The following is a 17,235-nucleotide window of genomic DNA, read 5'->3' as shown; positions in this document are numbered from 1 at the left end:
CTTTTCATGATTCCACCGATAGATCTGGAAGTACTTCGGTTTCCTCTTCGATATATTTCATCACTTCCAAGTAAAGGATATGGTGACCTTCCACGTCTTTGACCGTAAACTCATATCCTTGCTCCACGATCTTCTCCCCTTGGATCGCTTCGAAACGCTGTGTCATGAACCAGCCGCCGATCGTGTCGATATCCTCCTCATCAATGTCGATGCCGAGGACGTCATTGACATTTTCAATCAGCATTTTGGCATCCAGGATGTAATGGCCATCGCCGATGAATTGAACTTCCGGCACTTCATCCGTATCGAATTCGTCTTGGATTTCGCCGACGATCTCTTCCAGAATATCCTCTATGGTGACAAGCCCGGACGTTCCGCCATATTCATCCATCAGGACGGCCATATGGATCCGTTCGCGTTGGATTTTGAGAAGCAGGTCGCCGATCGGAATCGTTTCGATAACCCGGATGATCGGCTGCATATATTCGATGACCGGTTGGTTGCCGGTTGCCGGATCTTTAATATACGCCGTCAACAGATTTTTCATATTGACGAGCCCGATGACGTGATCCTTGTCGCCATCTGTGACCGGATAGCGCGTATATTGCTCAACGCCTATTACATCAAAGACGTCATTTAACGTCAAGTCCTTCTCAATGGTCATCATTTCAGTACGCGGCACCATGATCTCCTTGGCGATCCGATCGTCGAATTCAAAAATTTTATTTACATATTTATATTCCGCTTGGTTGATTTCCCCGCTTTTTAAACTATCCGACAAAATCATGCGGAGTTCTTCCTCCGTATGGGCCACTTCCGATTCGGAGATTGATTTGAAACCGAATAGCCTGATGATGGCACGAGCGGTACCATTCATCCCTTTGATGACGGGATACATGAGGCGGTAAAATAAAATGAGCGGTTTGGAGAAGGAAAGCGTAATTTCCTCCGCTTTTTGGATGGCAATCGTTTTGGGCGCCAATTCCCCTACGACAACATGAAGAAACGTCACAAATATATAGGCAATCGCGAAAGAAAGTATAGTTGTTACATTTGGAGTTAAATCAAGATAAGTGAACAGGGGAGCCAAAATCAGCTTGACAGTCGGTTCACCGAGCATCCCCAGACCAAGCGCTGTGATGGTGATTCCTAGCTGACAGGCGGATAGGTACTCATCCAAATTACTGATCACTTTCTTCGCATTGACCGCTTTGCGATTTCCTTCTCCGATCAGCTGGTCGATCCGTGTTGTCCGTACTTTTACGATTGCAAATTCACTCGCAACAAAAAATGCGGTGAGGGCGATCAAGGCAGCAAATGCTGCCAATCGTATGGCAATGTCCAAATAAGCTTACTTTGTCCCGCACCCGAATGAGGGGTTGAACAAAGTGTACACCTCCTGTAATGGTAAAATAGTGAGTTAAGATAATAATAATTTATTTACAAGGAAAAAACAAATGGTTTCGCTTACATCGATTTATTGAATATCCAATTTATGTGAAGGGAGCCATGAAAGTGTGTACTGGCAGTTTGGCCGTGAATCCTGACAGTTGAAGTGATTCCCCTTATAGTTTGGTAATTTGCCCTGAGAGTTGATCCGGGCCATGACAGTTTGGCGCCGCGTCCTGGCAGTTGGCGGGATTGCCCTTACGGTTTGAGAAATTGCCATGAGAGTTTCCGCCTGCGCCCTGACAGCACCCCTTAATTGCCAATAAAAAAAGCGTACCCTGTCCCCAAGGTACGCCTTTCAAATTATTCCCCGCGTTTGTACTGGGTCTCTTTCCAAGCGTTTTGTTCATTCGGGACGCGACTCTTGTCTTCGAAGATATTTTCGGTCTTCTGTTCCTGCATCTTCATCTGGTTCTTTTCCTGATTCAATTTTTCCGGTGATTTTTCCTTTTCCATACAATGCCTCCTCTTTGTCTCGTGAAGGCATAGTATTTCCCGAATCGCACGGCTTCACTCATACACATGAAAAGTCATCAGTTCATGGACCATTTTCGTGACGTTTTCTTCTTCAGGCGGCGTGTCGCCGGTCCACCGAATTGCCCCGTCCGGCAGGTAATCTGCGGTGTACCGTTTATTTTTGAAATAAAACGCGATCGTCCAGCCGGGCAGTTGGGCATTTTCATACATCGGCCGAAAGCTGAAGTGTTGTAGCATGGTTGGGATCCCCCTTTTCATAAGACGCAGCCTGGACGCATAAATTGAAGATAAACGATGCGAGAGGGTGCTGAATTGTTTGTCGATAAATTGAAACAGGCCATTGAAGACGAATATCGATCGTATCATTTTTACCGTTCCATGCATGGCAAGACGGATGACCCGCTTTGGCAGGATTTCATCAAACATGCGTATGAAGATGAAAAAAGCCATTACGAAATGTTCCAGCAACTCTATTATATGATGACCGGGACCTTTGTTCAAAATCCTAAGAAAATGCTGCCTTGCTATGAATTAAAAGACTGCGCAAAACGGGCGCTCGTCGATGAGCTGGAGGCGGTCGAGACGTATAAGGAAATGCTTCTGACCATCCCTTTTCAGCAGGCATATAATCCAGTGTTCATCGCCATGCACGATGAAATGGAACATGCCATCCGATTTTCCACGATCTACAATGCCCTCTGAAGGCAGGGGGAAATGCCGGATAAGCACCGCACTATGCAAAATAGGAGGGGGAGGAAGCCTTTGATTCCTTCTCTTTTTTCATTTCCTTCCTAGCCCCGGTTATTGCGTATCTTCGCCATCACTATCCCTTTTTGCCTTTATAGTCTCCGGGATGATGACAAAGACTATTATACTGACTAGCATCGCTATAAAAGTGTCTGGACTTATCACTTTCGTTACAAACAGCAAAATCATACTAACAAGCACGAAAATCCGCCAATAAAAAAGAAAGTTCCTCTTCATCGAAACACCCCCAATTATCCGCACGGTAAGTTTCTGATCCATAAGTTGTCTAACATAAACACTCCTCCTTTTCAAATATTCCATGAATCCTATTTGCAGCGGAATGTGAAGAACAAAAAATTCATAATACTGTTGATTTTCAAATGTATTATAGTATATAGTGTAATAGATGAAACTGTTATAAAACAGTGTGGGTGGTTGTAAATACGTTAAGGGGTGGATACCATGCAAAATTATGTAGAAAAAGGCAAGCTTCGAGTTTCCAAGGAACTGTATGATTTTGTGAATGAAGAAGTGCTTCCGGGCATTGAACAGGATGGAGAGAAGTTTTGGTCGGATTTCGGGCAACTCATCCATGAATTTGCTCCAGAGAACAAGCAATTGTTGGAAGAACGCGTACGCCTTCAACAAGCGATCAGCGCTTGGCATAGAGAAAACAAAGGATCTACGGATCTACCGAAATATAAAGCGTTTCTAGAGGAAATCGGCTATTTGGAACCGAAGCCGGCTGATTTCAAAGTGTCCACGTCAAAAGTGGATGATGAAATTGCAATCCAAGCAGGTGCTCAATTGGTCGTGCCTGTCGACAATGCACGCTATGCGTTGAATGCGGCAAATGCCCGCTGGGGAAGCTTGTATGATGCACTGTATGGAACCGATGTCATCAGCGATGAGGAAGGGGCGGAAGCGGGTGTAGAGTATAATCCGGTCCGCGGCGCGAAGGTCATCCGGTTTGCGAAACGCTTCCTAGACGAGTCCGTTCCATTGGCAGGGGGGTCACATTCAGAGGTCACTCAATATGCAATCACCGATGGAAAACTTTCAGCAACCCTGTCAGATGGGAAAGCTGTCGGCCTGCAGGACCCGGAAAAGTTCGTCGGGTATCAAGGGGCTCCGGAAACGCCTTCCACCGTCCTTCTCGGAAATAATGGACTGCACTTGGAAATCCAGATTGACCGGAATCATTCCATCGGAAAAGATGATGCAGCCGGTGTCAAAGATGTCTTGTTGGAAGCGGCCCTTTCGACGCTTATGGACTGTGAAGATTCAATTGCAGCTGTCGATGCGGAAGATAAAGTCGGCGTTTACCGCAATTGGCTCGGCCTTATGAAAGGCGATTTGGAGGTAAGCTTTGCCCGTGGAAATAAGACAATCACCCGTAGGATGAATCCGGATCGTACGTACACATCCGCGAACGGGGAAGAATTGACATTGCCCGGCCGTTCTCTCATGTTCGTCCGGAATGTCGGCCATTTGATGACGAATAACGCCATTCTGGACCAAGATGGCAATGAAGTGCCGGAAGGGATTCTCGATGGCGTCCTCACGTCATTGATTGCGAAGCATAATTTGAAAGGCGATGTGCAGTTCAAAAACTCCCGCCACGGTTCCATTTACATTGTTAAACCGAAGATGCATGGACCGAAAGAGGCCGCATTTGCAAATCGGCTATTCGACCGGATTGAAGATATCCTCGGACTCGAACGCCATACGTTGAAAATCGGTTTGATGGATGAAGAGCGCCGGACATCGCTCAATCTGAAGGCATGTATCAATGAAGTGAAAGAACGGATCGCCTTCATCAACACCGGGTTCCTTGATCGGACGGGTGACGAAATCCATACGTCGATGGAAGCGGGCGTCATGATCCGTAAAAACGACATGAAAGCGACGAACTGGCTGACAGCGTATGAAGCTTCCAACGTAGCGGTCGGTATCGATTCGGGTCTCCCGGGCCATGCACAGATCGGTAAAGGGATGTGGGCGATGCCGGATATGATGGCGGCGATGCTCGAACAGAAGATTGCCCATCCGAAAGCCGGAGCGAACACGGCTTGGGTCCCATCTCCGACAGCAGCGACATTGCACGCCCTTCATTATCATCAGATTGACGTGAAGGCGGTTCAGCAGGGGATCGACAGCACAATCGATTATCGCGACGCCATCTTGGAAATTCCGGTCGCTCCGGACACGAACTGGTCACCGGAAGAGATTCAGCAAGAGTTGGATAATAATGCACAAGGCATCCTCGGGTATGTAGTCCGCTGGATTGATCAAGGTGTCGGCTGTTCGAAAGTTCCGGACATCAATGACATCGGTTTGATGGAGGACCGGGCGACGCTGCGGATTTCCAGCCAGCATATCGCGAACTGGCTGCATCACGGCATCGTGTCGGAAGAGCAAGTGATGGAGACGATGAAACGGATGGCGGTTGTCGTGGATAAACAGAATGCGGATGACGCAATCTATCAACCGATGGCTCCGGATTACGATGACTCCGTAGCATTCGCTGCGGCATGCGATCTGGTGTTCAAAGGGATCGAACAGCCGAACGGTTACACGGAGCCGATTTTGCATCAGCGCCGTTTGGAAGCGAAAGCGAAACGGAAAGCCGCTGTGACGGCAGGACAATAATTTGGAAACTCCCGTTCAATCTGTGCGGGAGTTTTTTGCGCCGGAAAATGTTTATCGATAGGAAGGGAAAGGAAGACTAAGGAACGAGGAATAAAAAGGAGGAAACTTACATGGATGCAAAAGAGACGGCACGCAAAATCCTGGATGAAAGTCATATCGGGACAATGGCGACCGTGCAACAGAACAAGCCACATAGCCGCTATATGACATTTTTTAACGATGGATTCACTTTATACACGGTCACATCGAAGAAGACGGAAAAAGTGGATGAGCTGGAACAGAACCCGCATACTCATATTTTGATTGGCTATGAAGGGGACGGATTTGGCGATGCTTTTCTGGAAATTCAGGGCACGGTGGAAATTTCACAAGGGGAAAATATGATTGACAAAGTGTGGAACGAGTATATGGAGGTGTGGTTTGAAGGGCCGAACGATCCGAACCTTGTTATTTTGAAAATCACTCCGGAGGCGATCCGGGTGATGAATAAAAAAGGTGAACCGCCGCAGGACGTACAGATTTGATTTGCAAAGAGACGAGAAATCCCGAGTCATTCAGGATTTCTCGTTTTTTGATTCCTCCAATAATGTAATCATTAGATTTTCAAAGTAATCCGCGGCAATTTTCATCCGTGCCCCATACCAGAACATCTCCCCTTCGACACAGATCACTTTCGTTTCGGGGCAGATCTTTTGGAATTCTGCCAGATGCTTTTCCCGGAACGGAAATGGTTCGGAAGCCAAAAAGATGAAATCCAAGTTCGCCTGTTGGAAATCTGCTTCCGTCACGGCGGGATATCTGCCTTCCATTTCGGTGAAAGGGACGGAGAAGCCGAGCTGTTTTAGGACGGATTCGATATATGTGTCTTTGCCAACCGTCATATAAGGATTTTTCCAAATGACATAGGCGACCCGTTGCCCGGTTCTTTTAGGCAATGTTTGAAAGGAGGTGCGGATTTCTTCAATGAGCTGGGCAGCTTCGGCATCCCGACCCGTCAATCCCCCGAGGGACTGGATCAGCCGGTAGGCATCTGGGATGGACTGGACTTCCGCTACGTAAACCGGAAAGTCTTTCTCCAAAGCGGCCACCATCTCGGCCGTGTTCTCCTCTTTTTCCATGACGATCAAATCAGGTTTCAGGGCACGGATTTTATCTAGGTCCATTTCTTTCGTCCCGCCAACGATCGGCACTTGTTTCACCCGATCTTCCGGGAATATGCAATACCTCGTCCTGCCGACGATGCGGTCGCCTGCTCGAAGGGCGAATAACGTCTCGGTGATCGCAGGGCATAAAGAGATGATCCGTTGCGGCAAATCGTTCAATGTCACTTTTCGATTAAGATGATCGATAAATTCCCTCTCCAATTTTGTTCCTCCTTTACAACTCTTAGTCCATCGATCGTATCACTCCCCCTTGTTTTTGGAAACTGTTTCCACACTGTACTGTTCGGGGATGATTAGCGTAGCGGCATTATTTGTCGCGGCAAAGGCGGTGGGACAGGTTGTATGCAGTTTCCTCGGACCGATGAATGAGGCCCGACCGTCGCCAACCCCTAATCTTTTTCTGTCACGGCCGGTTCTGCTATAATTGGAACGATATGAATGGAAAAAGGTGACGCGAATGAATTTTATATGGACAATCCTATTCATGGCTTTGATCGGTGCGCTGATTGGTGGTTTTACAAATCACTTGGCCATTAAAATGTTATTCCGGCCGCATGAGGCGAAGTATATCGGCCAATGGCGCCTGCCGTTCACTCCTGGACTTATCCCGAAGCGCCGGGATGAATTGGCAAAGCAGCTTGGAAAAACGGTGACGAATTATTTATTGACCCCGGATACGTTCCGGAAGAAACTATTGACTCCGGATATGGAACGGAAAGCGGAGCAGTTCCTCCAACGGAAAGTGGAGGAACACGTCCTTCATTCCGACCGGACGATCCATAATTGGCTCGAGTTGGCGGGTGCGGAAAATCTGGTCGGGAAGACGGAACAGAAGCTGCTCGCTGTTGTCGATGAGCAGTTGCTGGCGGTACGGACCAAATTGACTACGGGTTCCCTGGAAGACGTGATGCCCTCCGAATGGCAAAAGCAAGTGCAGCAAAAGATCGCTCCCGCGACGACGTATATTTTGAATCGGGCCAGCCGATTTATTGAATCACCGGAAGGCAAGTTAGTCTTCCAGCAATTAATTGACGATTTTCTGGCGACTAAAGGAACGATTGGCAGCATGGTGAATATGTTCTTCGGCGATTCGAACAAGCTTGTCGGAAAAGTTCAGCGGGAGGCGTTGAAATTCGTCGAGGCGCAGGGGACGTATGATTTGCTATATAATCTGATAGATACCGAGTGGACCCGTTTGCAACAGCGCCCTGTCGAGGAATTGATCGGCGGATTTGATTGGGATGGATTGTTTGCCTCCATCCAAGCATATGTTAAGAAGGAACTGGATTTGGAAGCACGGTTGGATAAAACCATCCATGATTATTGGGCGGATGGCGCAGCTTGGACAGCTGAGCACGTCACTCCGCAACTTGCCAATTTCGCTTTCCGGCAGGCGGAGGCTCAATTGGAAATCTCGCTTCGCAAATTGAAGCTGGATGAAATCGTCAAGGAACAAGTTGATACATTTCCAGTCGCAGTATTGGAAGATTTGGTCCTCGGCATTTCACGTCGGGAATTTAAAATGATTACCGTACTTGGTGCATTGCTCGGCGGCGTGATCGGAATCGTCCAAGGATTGATCGTCTTTTTTACAACCTAACATAGAGGGGAAATGAGAATATGGCAGTGAATATTTATGATGATTTGAACAGATTGGAAGCGACGTTTCGTCAAACAGCGGAGTTCCAAGCGGTTCAGGAAGCGATCGAAGAAGTAAAGGCGGACGGGACGGCATTGGAACTGTTTAAAAGTTTCCGGAAAATCCAGATGACCCTCCAGGAGAAACAGATGCAAGGGGAAGAAATCGCCCCGGAAGAATTGGAATACGCGCAAAAAACAGCTCAACTGGCGCAACAGAATCCAAAAATCATGGCGATGCTCGAAGCGGAGATGAAGTTGAGCGGGCTTATCGAAGAAGTGAATCGTGTCCTGATGAAGCCTGTGCAGAGTTTATATGAATCGATCAGCTAAAAAACCGGCTTCGGCCGGTTTTTTTCGAACTGCAATTTTGATACAATGAACAATCATGGGAATCATCATAGAAAGTTGGTACGACACCATGCAGAAAATTATGTTAACCGAGACATTTCCACAAGATTGGGTCCGGATGTTCACTCATTTGGCCAATCTTTTTTTTGAACAATCCTCCGTCGTGACGGAAGAGGGCGACGATGCAGTCTTGGTGGATTTCTTTTTAGATCAGCAAGATGGGGTTTATTCCGGAACGGCAAGTCTATCTTGGAAAGGCGCAAAGCATTCATCCACTTTCTCCGAGAAGGCGGAGGCGGGGGATGAGAAGACGAAAACGCGGCAACTTAAACGGATTTATTCCCATCTTTTCTTGGAAGTTTTGGAACAGGCGACGGGCATGCAGCAAGCTTGGGGCATCCTGACCGGAATCCGCCCGACGAAGCTTTATCATAAATACCGCAGGCAGGGGATGTCGTCCGAAGAAGCCCAGCGGATGTTACAGGATCGGCACCGGATCTCACAGGAAAAGAGCGAACTTCTCGCCATCATCGCCGACGTGCAATTAAGAGCCATTCCCGATTTATATGAGTTGAAAAACGGTGTGAGCATCTATATCGGCATTCCGTTCTGCCCGACGAAATGCGCGTATTGCACGTTTCCCGCCTATGCGATCCGTAGGAAAAACGGACGGGTCGACAGTTTCCTCGATGCGCTGCACGAAGAGATCCGGGAGATGGGGAAATGGCTGACGGCACACGACATGGAAATCACGACCATCTATTTCGGGGGTGGGACGCCGACGAGCATCGAAGCCGACGAGATGGATGCCCTGTATGAGACGATGTACGATTCATTCCCGAATATGGATAAAGTCCGGGAGATCACCGTCGAAGCGGGTCGCCCCGATACGATCACGCCCGAGAAGATTGAGGTGCTCAAAAAGTGGGGAATCGACCGGATTAGCGTCAATCCGCAGTCCTATACGGATGAGACATTGAAGGCGATCGGACGTCATCATACCGTTCAAGAGACGATTGACAAGTTTTGGCTGTCCCGCAACATGGGTATGAAGAATATCAATATGGATCTGATCATCGGCTTGCCGAATGAAGGGATGGAGGAATTCCGCCATTCGCTGGATGAGACGGAGAAGATGCAGCCGGAATCGTTGACGATCCATACGCTGTCCTTCAAGCGGGCTTCCGAAATGACACGCAACAAGGAGAAATACAAAGTGGCGGACCGGGGAACGGTGGAAGAAATGATGCGCATGGGTGAGCAATGGACCGCCGGAAACGGCTATGTCCCGTATTATCTGTACCGCCAGAAAAACATCTTAGGCAACTTGGAGAATGTCGGGTACTCGAAGCCGGGCGAAGAGAGCCTGTACAATATCATCATCATGGAAGAGGTCCAGACGATCATCGGCATCGGCTGCGGAGCTTCCAGCAAGTTCATCGATCGGGAGACCGGGAAAATCGCCCAATTCTATAACCCGAAAGATCCGGCGGCATACAGTCTGGCTTTCGAGGATGCCATTGAGAAGAAGTTGAACTTCTTGGATGCGGTCTTTCCTGACGGAGCGAAAACGGGTTCTATAAGGTAGTGAATTGAAGCAGGGGCTGTCCGAAAAGTCCAGGCACAGAGTTGGATACCAGCAAAAAGCAAGGGCGCCGGGAGACTCCTGCGGGAAAGCCGGCCGACGAGACCCCGCACGGCTGTAAGCCGGAGGAGGCTCGTCGGCTGGCCCGCGGAAAGCGACCAGAGCCCTTGCTTTTTGCGTGTTTAACCGGAAAATCCACTTTCTGGACAACCCCCTTTTATTGTAGTATTTTCCGGCTTGCAGCAGGGCTCCTTATATTTGAATAAAGGGTTTTACCGCGCGGTAGCGAAATAGTAATAGAACAAAGTATTGAATGACTGTTCATTCATAAAAGGGGTGGTTTATTTTGTACCAGACAATCGGATTGGAGAAGAACGGAAGGCTGGCTTATTTGACATTGAATCGGCCGGATCAGATGAACGCGATGGATCAGGTGATGATGAAGGAATTGGCGGAGGCATTGGAGTCGTTGAAAAAGGATATGACGGTCCAAGTGGTCGTGATTTCCGGAGCTGGGCGAGCGTTCTCGGCGGGCGGGGATATCCGGGTGATGCTGGATTCCGAAGGCATTGACATGGGGGATGTCATGAATGATTTATCCCGTTTGGCGAAGGCCCTCTATACGTTGCCTCAGATTACAATTGCCGCGGTTACTGGAGCAGCGGCCGGGTTAGGTTTTAGCCTGGTGCTGGGCTGTGATCGGATCATAGCGGATGAATCCTGTAAACTGGCGATGAATTTCATCGGGATTGGATTGGTGCCGGACGGAGCGGGGCATTTCTTCTTGAAGGAACGGCTCGGTGTCACCAAGGCGAAGCATCTGATCTGGTCAGGGGAATTGCTGGATGCACAAAATGCCTTGGCAAAAGGATTGGTCGATGAAGTCGTGCCTACAGGTCAAGCGAGAGAAGCGGCCGATAAAGCTGCCCATCAATTCCTGGCGATGCCAATCCGGGCCATGATCGCATCAAAGAATATTCTTCATTCGCAAAAGGTCGATGAGCTCCAACGAGTCCTAGAGATGGAAAATGAGAAGCAGATGGAAATGCGGCAGACGGAGGAGCATCAGGAGGGGATTCGTGCCTTCCTTGAAAAGCGGCAACCAAATTTTTCAAAGGGCAAATGATTGGCAAATTGACGGAATTCCCCGTATTCTATCGGAAAGACTATTTTTATAAAGGAACTTCATCCTATTCTATAGGTTTTAAGAACTGTAGGAAGGGGTAATAAAGTTGAGGGGCTAATTTGTAAAAGGGGGATTTCGATGGGAACTGCTTGTATCGATTCAAATTTCAAGTCATTTCTTCAGGAACATAAACAAGAATTCGAGAATGTGCTGCAAGATGAAGCGAGCAATGTCCGGGATCGTATCAAGCATATATTGGAAGTAGGGAATATCGATCTGATCAATAATGCCCATCTGCTTGTCTTGTATGTGATTGATGGACAAGATGAGGAGCTTCAATTGTTTGCCAAGCAAGAGGGGATTGCTTGGGCTACCCATTCGATTCCGTTGGCCTTTAAGCTGGAGTGGGTGCAGGCGATTCGAAGGACACTCTGGTGCTTTATCGAACGGTATTCGGAGTCTAACGAGATGTGTAATTTTTTTGTGTCTGAAAAACAAATCAATAATGGCATCGATCAGTTTTTGAATTCGTTTTTCATCAATTATTCGATGTATAAAGAGGAACTGCTCTTAGCGCAGCGGAAGCTTGTGGAGACATTGTCCGTTCCGATCATTCCGATTACACCGAGCATCTGCATTCTTCCTTTGATCGGGACGGTCGACTCATTCCGGACCGTAATCCTCGAAGAGAAAGTGTTGACGGAAATCAACCGGCTCCATATCCAAACATTGATCATCGATTTATCGGGGATTGTGGATATGGAAGATGATGTCGTCGACCGTTTGATGCGGATCATTTCGGGAATTTCTCTCATGGGATGCCGCCCGGTCCTCACCGGCTTACGAGGCGATCTTGTCCGGAGGATCGTCGGACTTGGCGTGACAGTCGACGGGCAAACAAAAACATTTGGCACTTTGCAGCAGGCGCTCAACCAATACTTGAACAGTTCATATGATTCGGCAAGAATTGTTTAAATGAAAAGAACTCACTCCGTCTCGGACGAAGTGGGTTCTTTTGTTTTGTATTTATCGACCATGTCCCGCCAGGCAAAATAGCCTTCTTCCACAGCTCGTATTAATAGTTCGGCAGTGGCCAAATTGGTCGCAAGCGGGATGCCGTATACATCGCATAGACGCAGCAGCGCACTCACATCCGGCTCATGCGGCTGGGCCGTCAGCGGATCGCGGAAAAAGAGGATCAGATCCAGTTCTCCCGTTGCCACCAGGGCGCCGATTTGCTGATCGCCGCCGAGCGGGCCTGAACGAAGTCGGTGGATCGGCAGGCCTGTTTCATCGAGGATCCGCTTTCCTGTCGTCCCGGTTGCATACAATGTATGTTGTGAAAAAATATGTTGATAAGCAATGACGAAATTGACCATCTCATCTTTCTTTTGATCATGGGCGATTAACGCGATCTCCACTTGTCATCCCTCCGGAATAATAATTGCGTACCAAGAGCTGTCTGAAATCCGGTGGTCGTTCGTTTCAGGAATGGAACAATAATAATTTGCCGGCCGGGGATGCTAAGCGATGTGTTGCCTCTTCCAGATTTTTCTCCTCCAGCAGGGCACGTCCCTTTTCTTTCGCTTCGTCATCGGTCGCCGCTGTAAAAGATTCCTCCGTAATCAGTTTCCCCGTTTGTTCGTATGCCGTCAGTTTATAAGTTCTCACAAAACTCACCCCTTTTAGTATGTGCTTTCATTATACTATTAAAACTGGAAAGTGAATAGCGATTCATGAAAGGTGAGAGAAAATTCATTTATTTAGGCAGTTTCCAGCCGGGCCCTTACAGTATGGCCGATTGCCATGACAGTTTGGGAATTTGCCGTGACGGTTTCCCATCCATGCTAATCCTCCAACATTCCAACCCCATTTACCCTCAAATTTTCCAGGAAAAATAGTAAAGGAGACTTGACATTCCTTTCAAAAGTAAAGTATCCTTTACGTGAAGCGACCTTTACTTTTGGAGGGGGATGATCAAACTGGATAATTTAATTAAAGAGAAGCGGGTGGAGAGAGGGTGGACGCAAGATGAGCTTGCCGAAAAAGTGGATGTGTCGAGACAGACGGTCATTTCCTTGGAGAAAGGGAGATATAATCCTTCGTTGCTGCTCGCTTTCAAGATTGCCAAATTATTTGAGTGTTCCATAGAAGATATTTTCATTCCCGAGGAGGAGTAAGTATGCATGAAAGTTTTGATTTGGGGTCATTTCTGGTAGGTTTGCCGCTGGGGATTTTGATAGCTTCCATTATCCTTTTTATTAGTTGGCGGAAAGGGAAAAAGGAAAGGCGTTTTGATGAGAGATATACGCGGATCCATGAGCAGGCACGCTCCTTTTCATGGCGCGTGACGACGGCGACCATCCTTATTGTTTGGGGAATTATCATTGTTGTAGAAGGCCCGCGGTTGGCATTTTTCCTGATGACCGGGATATGGGTTGCCCATATGTTGTCCTATGCAATCGGGGCCGCGATTGCGAGCAGTAGGAATTAATGGAATGAAACTTCAACCTCCTGAATCCGTATAGACTACTAGACAGTTATGAAAAGGGGCGACACAATGGCTTTACAACTCCAAAATGTGACGAAGCGATTCGGGGATTTCACTGCGGTACGTGACTTGTCCTTGACAGTGGAACAGGGCACCATGTATGGATTCCTTGGGGCGAACGGTGCTGGGAAGACGACGACATTCCGGATGATCCTCGGTTTATTGAACCCGAATGAAGGCCGGATTACATGGAATAATGGCCGGATCAGCTATGCAACAAGCGCGGAAATCGGTTATTTGCCAGAGGAGCGCGGCTTGTATCCGAAGATGAAAGTGGAAGATCAGTTGTTGTTTTTGGCGCAATTGCGCGGCATGTCCAAAGCTGCTGCCAAAACGGAGATGCACAAATGGCTGGAGCGGATGGAAATCAGCCATTACACGAAAAAAAGAGTGGAAGAGTTATCGAAAGGGAACCAACAGAAAATCCAGGTAATCGCTTCGCTCATCCATCAACCGAAATTATTGATACTCGACGAACCGTTTTCAGGTCTTGACCCCGTGAATGTGGAAATGTTGAAAAATGCCATCCTCGACTTCCGCAATCAAGGCGCGACCATCTTGTTTTCGAGCCACCGGATGGACCATGTCGAGGAGCTTTGCGAACAATTGAGCATCATCCATCGTGGCAATCAAATCGTCAGCGGCACGCTGCGTGATGTGAAACGTTCCTTCGGTAAACAAAATGTGCGCATCAAATCGGATCATGATTTATCTGCATTGGATGCCGTCCCGGGCGTCACGTCAGTCCATAAATCGATTGAAGGGGCTGTCTACCAGGTGGAAACGGAGGCGGTCGCGGAGAAGCTGTTGTCAACTGCACTCCAGTCCGGTCCGGTCCGTCATTTTGCCATCGAGGAACCGTCGCTGCAGGATATTTTCATTGAAAAGGTGGGGAAAGAGCATGCGTGAATTCTGGATCATCTTCAAGCAGGCATTTGTGACGAAGGCGAAGACGAAATCGTTCATCATCACGACAGCCGTCATGATCGCCGCCATCTTCCTAGTCGCGAACTTGTCCAAAATCATCGATACCGTACAAGACGTGACCGGGGATGAATCGCAAGAAGCCCTTCAAGTGATCGATACGAGCGGCATGCTTGTTGACCCATTGAATGAGCAACTGAGCGAGAACATGTCCGGACTCGCAGTGGAGCAATCCGCTGCGACAGAAGAGGAACTCCTTGCACAAGTGAAAGATGGAGAAATCGAATCGTTTTTGACGCTTGACGTGGATGGCTCCCACACTATCCAAGCGAAATATACGACGATGAGTGCGCTTGACTTCAGTTTGCCGCGGACGATCCAAGATGCCTTGCAGTCCATCCAGACCGAAATGAAGGCGGAAGAGCTGTCGCTGACAGGCGAACAAGTGCAATTACTGTTTGCCCCGATCGAGTTTGAGCAGCAGAATATCTCCCCTTCCGCCAAATCGGAGGAAGAGATTGACCAAGCGCGCGTCCTCGTCTACGTCCTGATGTTCGTCATCTACTTCGCTGTCATCCTGTATTCCAGCATGATTGCGACCGAGGTGGCAACGGAGAAGTCATCGCGTGTCATGGAGATTCTCATTTCCAGTGTCTCCCCTGTCAAGCATATGTTTGCCAAAGTGCTCGGCATCGGATCACTCGGGCTGCTGCAAATCGTTTTCTACGGAGTTGCCGGTTTCATTGCGATGAAAACATCCTCAACGGGCGAACCGGGAGGGATATCCGAATTCTTCAGCCTATCGTCGATCCATACGGGCACCCTTGTCTATGCTATCGTCTTCTTCCTGCTGGGTTATTTCCTGTATGCTACGCTGGCCGCCCTCCTCGGGTCTTTGGTCAGTCGGACGGAAGATGTCCAGCAAGTCATCACGCCGATGACGATGCTCATTGTCGTCGCGTTTGTCATTGCGGCGACCGGCTTGGGGAATCCGGAAATGGGCTATTTGAAATATGCCTCCTTCTTCCCGTTCTTCGCGCCGCTCGTCATGTTTTTGCGGGTCGGCATGCTGGAGCTGCCATTATGGGAGCCCCTCCTGTCGATTGCCATCATGCTCATCACGATTTTCTTCTTAGGTTGGTTCGGGGCTCGCGTCTATCGGGGCGGCGTCCTCATGTACGGCCCATCCCGTTCCTTGAAGGATATCAAAAAAGCGATTCAACTGGGGAAAGAATAAGTAGCTGGGCTGTCCGCTGATGGGCAGCCCTTTCAATTTATGGCTACCACACTTCCGATAATATGGTAGAATTAAGAACAGATATTCGTTGTCGGAGGAGGGGTTGGATTGTCGGAAATTCGTTTTATCCACACGTCGGATCTGCACTTGGATAGTCCGTTTAAAGGGCTTTCCGGTTTGCCTGCAGAGCATTTGCGGACGGTGCGGGCTTCCACTTTTTCCGCGTTCACAAATTTGATCCGTCATGCGGTCGAGTCGAAGCCTGATTTTCTCCTCATTGTCGGGGATGTGTACGACGGGGAAGATCGGAGTTTGCGTGCCCAGCTGAAATTCCAGGAAGGCATGTCGGAACTGGAGGCGGCAGGCATTCCGGTCTTCATTTGCCACGGCAATCATGACCATCTGGGCGGGAGATGGACACGGTTCGAGTTGCCGCCGAATGTGCATGTACTCGGCGGGGATGTGCAATCGGTGCCTCTGCGGATCGACGGCCAAGATATCGTCATCCATGGATTCAGCTATCCGGAGCGGCATGTTCGGGAGCCGGTCATCGAGCATTACCCGGTTGCGGGTGGAGATTTGGAAACGATCCATATCGGAATGCTGCATGGCAGTTTGGCCGGGGATGAGACGCATGCAGTGTATGCCCCTTTCACGAAAGAGGCCTTGTTATCGAAAGGATATGATTACTGGGCGTTGGGCCATATCCATTTGAGGCAGCGATTGCATGATGCCCCTCCGATCGTCTATCCGGGCAATTTGCAAGGTCGGCATCGCAAAGAGTCAGGAATGAAAGGCTTTTATGAAGTGACGTTGTCGAAGGCGGGCGCTTCTTCACTTGAATTCATCCCGGCCTCCGCCCTCGTCTTCGATCGTTTGCAGGTGTCCTGTGCCGGCCTCCGTCATGCGAACGAATGGTTTGCCGCATGCCGGGAAGCGATTGAAGGGTATCAAGCGGAATTCGGGGCTTGTTTGCTGGAGCTGGAAATGGTCGATCTCGATGCCGGGAGCATGGATTTATTTCAGGAATCGCCTGAAGAAGTATGGCTGGAGACTTTGCGTGAATGGCTGGAAGAGAGCGAGATATTCATATGGGTACAGCAGTTGACGTTCGATTGGAAACCGGAGCGAACCGCCGCGAACTGGAATTTGGTCCAAGCGGTGCAAGAGCGGATGGACCAATGGCCGGAAGCGGAATGGAAGCGGTTATTGAAGGACGTATATCAGCACCGCGGCAGTAAGTATTTGGATGTCCTGGCGGCTGACAGCATACAGGACATCCGGGCGGGCGCAGCATCGCTGTTGGTCAAAGAAATGACGGAAGCGGATTGAGGT

At 48.8% G+C, this 17,235-nt stretch carries 19 protein-coding genes; 13 read left to right on the top strand and 6 right to left on the bottom strand.

Annotated elements, in window-relative coordinates; genetic code table 11:
• Positions 1-4 precede the first annotated feature (4 nt).
• The 3 genes from OXB_RS01170 to OXB_RS01165 all read right to left on the bottom strand — a co-directional run bounded on the left by OXB_RS01170 (position 5) and on the right by OXB_RS01165 (position 2,163).
• Positions 5-1,345, bottom strand: a complete 1,341-nt coding sequence (locus tag OXB_RS01170) for a hemolysin family protein (RefSeq protein WP_173425982.1) — start codon at positions 1,343-1,345, stop codon at positions 5-7.
• 407 nt (positions 1,346-1,752) lie between these two features.
• A complete protein-coding gene (locus tag OXB_RS18785) occupies positions 1,753-1,905 on the bottom strand; it encodes a hypothetical protein (protein ID WP_158333623.1) in 153 nt (50 codons plus the stop codon).
• 54 nt (positions 1,906-1,959) lie between these two features.
• Entirely contained in the window at positions 1,960-2,163 is a 204-nt protein-coding gene (locus OXB_RS01165) for a YheE family protein (protein ID WP_041071159.1), read from the bottom strand.
• A gap of 75 nt (positions 2,164-2,238) precedes the next feature.
• On the opposite strand from OXB_RS01165, the gene OXB_RS01160 reads away from it, so the two are divergent.
• The 3 genes from OXB_RS01160 (at position 2,239) to OXB_RS01145 (ending at position 5,849) form a co-directional block, all read left to right on the top strand.
• Entirely contained in the window at positions 2,239-2,628 is a 390-nt protein-coding gene (locus OXB_RS01160) for a ferritin-like domain-containing protein (RefSeq protein WP_041071155.1), read from the top strand.
• A 507-nt stretch (positions 2,629-3,135) separates the two neighbouring features.
• On the top strand, positions 3,136-5,325 hold the full coding sequence (locus OXB_RS01150) for a malate synthase G (RefSeq protein WP_041071149.1): 2,190 nt from the start codon (positions 3,136-3,138) through the stop codon (positions 5,323-5,325).
• Positions 5,326-5,435: 110 nt separating this feature from the next.
• On the top strand, positions 5,436-5,849 hold the full coding sequence (locus OXB_RS01145; RefSeq protein ID WP_041071146.1) for a pyridoxamine 5'-phosphate oxidase family protein: 414 nt from the start codon (positions 5,436-5,438) through the stop codon (positions 5,847-5,849).
• Between the two features lie 30 nt (positions 5,850-5,879).
• On the opposite strand, the gene OXB_RS01140 is transcribed toward OXB_RS01145, so the two are convergent.
• Positions 5,880-6,689, bottom strand: coding sequence for a helical backbone metal receptor (locus OXB_RS01140; RefSeq protein WP_041071143.1), 810 nt, complete (start codon positions 6,687-6,689; stop codon positions 5,880-5,882).
• A 256-nt stretch (positions 6,690-6,945) separates the two neighbouring features.
• On the opposite strand from OXB_RS01140, the gene OXB_RS01135 reads away from it, so the two are divergent.
• From OXB_RS01135 to OXB_RS01115, 5 genes are all read left to right on the top strand, one after another.
• Entirely contained in the window at positions 6,946-8,088 is a 1,143-nt protein-coding gene (locus tag OXB_RS01135) for a DUF445 domain-containing protein (protein WP_041071140.1), read from the top strand.
• Between the two features lie 20 nt (positions 8,089-8,108).
• Entirely contained in the window at positions 8,109-8,459 is a 351-nt protein-coding gene (locus OXB_RS01130) for a YlbF family regulator (RefSeq protein ID WP_041071137.1), read from the top strand.
• A gap of 88 nt (positions 8,460-8,547) precedes the next feature.
• Positions 8,548-10,065: a coproporphyrinogen III oxidase gene (locus OXB_RS01125; RefSeq protein ID WP_041071134.1), complete on the top strand. Its 1,518-nt coding sequence runs from the start codon at positions 8,548-8,550 to the stop codon at positions 10,063-10,065.
• Between the two features lie 340 nt (positions 10,066-10,405).
• The gene (locus OXB_RS01120) at positions 10,406-11,188 is read left to right on the top strand and encodes an enoyl-CoA hydratase (RefSeq protein ID WP_041071131.1); all 783 of its coding nucleotides are present in this window, start codon (positions 10,406-10,408) and stop codon (positions 11,186-11,188) included.
• A 138-nt stretch (positions 11,189-11,326) separates the two neighbouring features.
• Complete coding sequence (locus tag OXB_RS01115; RefSeq protein ID WP_041071128.1) at positions 11,327-12,163, top strand: STAS domain-containing protein; 837 nt, start codon at positions 11,327-11,329, stop codon at positions 12,161-12,163.
• Positions 12,164-12,174: 11 nt separating this feature from the next.
• Here the strand turns inward: OXB_RS01115 and mgsA are convergent, their stop codons facing one another.
• Together mgsA and OXB_RS01105 are read right to left on the bottom strand one after the other, a co-directional pair.
• The gene (gene mgsA / locus OXB_RS01110; protein WP_041071125.1) at positions 12,175-12,609 is read right to left on the bottom strand and encodes a methylglyoxal synthase; all 435 of its coding nucleotides are present in this window, start codon (positions 12,607-12,609) and stop codon (positions 12,175-12,177) included.
• 64 nt (positions 12,610-12,673) lie between these two features.
• On the bottom strand, positions 12,674-12,859 hold the full coding sequence (locus OXB_RS01105; protein WP_041071123.1) for a YhzD family protein: 186 nt from the start codon (positions 12,857-12,859) through the stop codon (positions 12,674-12,676).
• 311 nt (positions 12,860-13,170) lie between these two features.
• Between OXB_RS01105 and OXB_RS01100 the strand changes: the two genes are divergently transcribed.
• From OXB_RS01100 to OXB_RS01080, 5 genes are all read left to right on the top strand, one after another.
• Positions 13,171-13,368 carry a helix-turn-helix transcriptional regulator gene (locus tag OXB_RS01100; RefSeq protein ID WP_041076091.1) on the top strand — a complete coding sequence of 66 codons (198 nt, stop codon included), beginning with the start codon at positions 13,171-13,173 and terminating at the stop codon, positions 13,366-13,368.
• 2 nt (positions 13,369-13,370) lie between these two features.
• A complete protein-coding gene (locus OXB_RS01095) occupies positions 13,371-13,682 on the top strand; it encodes a hypothetical protein (RefSeq protein ID WP_041071121.1) in 312 nt (103 codons plus the stop codon).
• 66 nt (positions 13,683-13,748) lie between these two features.
• Positions 13,749-14,648, top strand: coding sequence for an ABC transporter ATP-binding protein (locus OXB_RS01090; protein WP_041071119.1), 900 nt, complete (start codon positions 13,749-13,751; stop codon positions 14,646-14,648).
• Positions 14,641-15,900, top strand: coding sequence for an ABC transporter permease (locus OXB_RS01085; protein WP_041071116.1), 1,260 nt, complete (start codon positions 14,641-14,643; stop codon positions 15,898-15,900). Before OXB_RS01090 ends, OXB_RS01085 begins: the two co-directional genes overlap by 8 nt.
• A gap of 108 nt (positions 15,901-16,008) precedes the next feature.
• Positions 16,009-17,232: a metallophosphoesterase family protein gene (locus tag OXB_RS01080; protein ID WP_041071113.1), complete on the top strand. Its 1,224-nt coding sequence runs from the start codon at positions 16,009-16,011 to the stop codon at positions 17,230-17,232.
• The last annotated feature ends 3 nt before the right edge of the window (positions 17,233-17,235 follow it).

It is taken from the genome of Bacillus sp. OxB-1, assembly GCF_000829195.1.
Classification (GTDB): Bacteria; Bacillota; Bacilli; order Bacillales_A; family Planococcaceae; genus Sporosarcina.
The sequence above is the reverse complement of the archived record's forward strand: the minus strand, read 5'-3'. Positions and strand labels throughout refer to the sequence as shown.